This is a genomic window from Streptantibioticus parmotrematis (genome assembly GCF_019890615.1).
In the GTDB taxonomy this organism is placed as follows: Bacteria; Actinomycetota; Actinomycetes; order Streptomycetales; family Streptomycetaceae; genus Streptantibioticus_D; species Streptantibioticus_D parmotrematis.
Genome location: NZ_JAINVZ010000055.1, coordinates 1 through 2,480, shown reverse-complemented (window position 1 = coordinate 2,480; position 2,480 = coordinate 1). Strand labels below are relative to the sequence as shown.

Genomic DNA, 2,480 nt, shown 5'->3' with positions numbered 1-2,480 from the left:
CGCTGCCTCCGGTTCCGGTTGCGGGCCGTGGTGCAGTGCGGTGAGGATGCTCTGGTGGGTGACCCAGCCGATGAGTCGCGAGCCCGTCTCGTCCAGTACCGGCAGGCCCGCCCCGTCCGCCGTCACGAGGGCGTCCAGCGCGTCGGACAGGTCGGTTGCCACGCCCACCGGCTTGGGGAGGTGGGTGATCGAACTCACCGGCGTGGCCGTGCCGTTGGCGTCGTCGCCCGCGAGGGTCTCGGCGGCCGTCCTGGCGGTGGCCGTGCCGAGGTAGGTCGCCTCGTCGGTGACGACGGGCAGCACGCCGTGCGGCGAACGGACCAGCGCGTCCACGGCGTCCGCCAGCGGCATCGCGCCGTCCAGCGGGCGCGGGGCCGGCTCCATCACGGTGCCGACGGTGACCCCGGCCAGCGACGCGTGCGCGGGTTGTTCGTCGAGGTCGACGCCCCGGCGGCGCAGTTTGAGGGTGTAGATCGTGTCGTTCGACAGCCATCGGCTCACGCCGGTCGCGAGCACGATCGCGGCCATCAGCGGCAGGATGATCGAGTACTCACCGGTCAGCTCGAACATGATGATCACGGCCGTGATCGGCGCCCGGGCGGCGCCCGCGAACACCGCGCCCATCCCGATCAGCCCGTACGCGCCCACCGGCCCCGCGATCCCCGGCGCGAGGTGTTGCAACGCGGCACCGTACCCGGCGCCCAGCATCGCGCCCATGAACAGGGACGGTGCGAACACCCCGCCCGAGCCCCCGATGCCGATGGTCAGGCTCGTCGCCACGATCTTGCCGACCAGCAGTACCACCAGGAACCCGATCACGTACTTGCCGCTGACCGCGTTCTCCAGCACCGGGTAGCCGACCCCGTACATCTGCGGCAGCACCAGCAACAGCAGACCGAGCAGCACCCCGCCGACGGCCGGCCGCGCCCACTCCGGCCCCCGCCAGGCCCAGTCGCAGGCGTCCTCCACCCAGTACAGGATCCGGGTGAACCCGACGCCCACCGCACCGGCCAGCAGCCCGAGAGCGGCGAACAGCAGGTACTCCGAGACGTGGTGCACCGTGAACGGCGGCAGGTGGAGGAAGGGCGTGTTGCCGAACGCCGCACGGCCGATGACCGAGGAGGTGACCGAGGCCAGCACGACCATGCCGAAGGACTCGGCGGTGAAGTCGCGCAGGATCAGCTCCATCGCGAAGAACACGCCTGCGAGCGGCGCGTTGAAGGTGGCCGCGATGCCACCGGCGGCGCCGCAGGCGACCAGCACCCGCATCCGGTCCTCGGCGATCCTCACGAGCCGCCCCAGCGTGGAGCCGAGCGCGGAACCGATCTGCACGATCGGGCCCTCCCGCCCGACGGATCCGCCGCCGCCGATGCACAACGCGGACGCCAGCGATTTGACGACCGCGACCTGCGGCGCGATCCGGCCGCCGCGCCGGGCGACCGCGAACATCACCTCGGGCACCCCGTGCCCTCGCGCCTCCTTCGCGAACCGCTGCACCAGCGGCCCGTAGACGAGACCGGCGAGCACCGGCGCGAGCAGCACGAACCAGCGGCCGAGCCCCGGCACGTGCGGATTGGCCGCGTGACCGGCGGCGGAGTAGTCCGCGTGACCGGACAGCAGCAGGGTGAACGTCTTGATCAGCCAGCGGAACGCGACCGCGCCCAGCCCGGCACCCGCGCCGACCACCAGCGCCAGCAGCAGCAAACCACCCTTCGCCTCGCGCAACGCCGTGAGGGCCTGGGGAGCCCCCCGACGGACACGCGGTGCGGTGCCGGGTATCGGGGGCGGGGACGCGGGATCGACCGTGTTCGTCATATTTGCATTATGCAATACCGAGCATTGCTCTGTGCAAAACCCGTCCGCTCCGTGAGACCGCCGGACCTCCCGCGGGCGACGCGACGGGCGGAAGACGGGGTAGAAAGGGAGCATGCCCAAGCGCGTGCCCACCGCCACCGACCGCCCGCCCGGCGCCGACGAGTCCGAGGACGCCCCGGCCCACGGTGACGCGGCCGACGAGGTCGTCACGGCCGTCCTCACCGCCTCCCGGCTCCTCGTCGCGGTGTCCGCCCGCTCCCTGGCCTCCGTGGAGGAGACGCTCACCCTCCCGCAGTTCCGCATGCTCGTGGTCCTGGACACCCGCGGGCCGATGAACATCTCCCGGCTCGGCGAACACCTCGACGTCATCCCCTCCACCGCGATGCGCATGGTCGACCGGCTCGTGACCGCCGGAATGCTCGACCGCGCCCCGAGCCCCACCAACCGGCGCGAGATCCTCATCAGCCTCACCACGGCGGGCCGCCGCGTCGTCGGCGAGGCGACCGAACGCCGCCGCGCGCACATCGCCCGCATCGTCGCCGGCATGCCACACACCCAACGAGCCGGACTGATCGAAGCGTTGCAAGCCTTCACCCGAGCCGGCGACGAGCCCCTCGCCGAAGGCGGACACAACGCCGACGTCGGCTGGTGAACCGGCGAACCGC

The 2,480-nt window shown here is 72.2% G+C and carries 2 protein-coding genes; one reads left to right on the top strand and one right to left on the bottom strand.

What is annotated here, in order from left to right:
• Positions 1-1,701: chloride channel protein (locus tag K7472_RS32165; RefSeq protein WP_222982784.1), on the bottom strand; the 1,701-nt coding region annotated here is incomplete at its 3' end.
• A 226-nt stretch (positions 1,702-1,927) separates the two neighbouring features.
• Here K7472_RS32165 and K7472_RS32160 point away from each other — a divergent pair.
• The gene (locus tag K7472_RS32160; protein ID WP_222982782.1) at positions 1,928-2,467 is read left to right on the top strand and encodes a MarR family winged helix-turn-helix transcriptional regulator; all 540 of its coding nucleotides are present in this window, start codon (positions 1,928-1,930) and stop codon (positions 2,465-2,467) included.
• The last annotated feature ends 13 nt before the right edge of the window (positions 2,468-2,480 follow it).

Coding starts and splice junctions, on each gene's coding strand:
- K7472_RS32160 (WP_222982782.1), top strand. CDS start 1,928: ATGCCCAAGCGCGTGCCCACCGCCACCGACCGCCCGCCCGGCGCCGAC.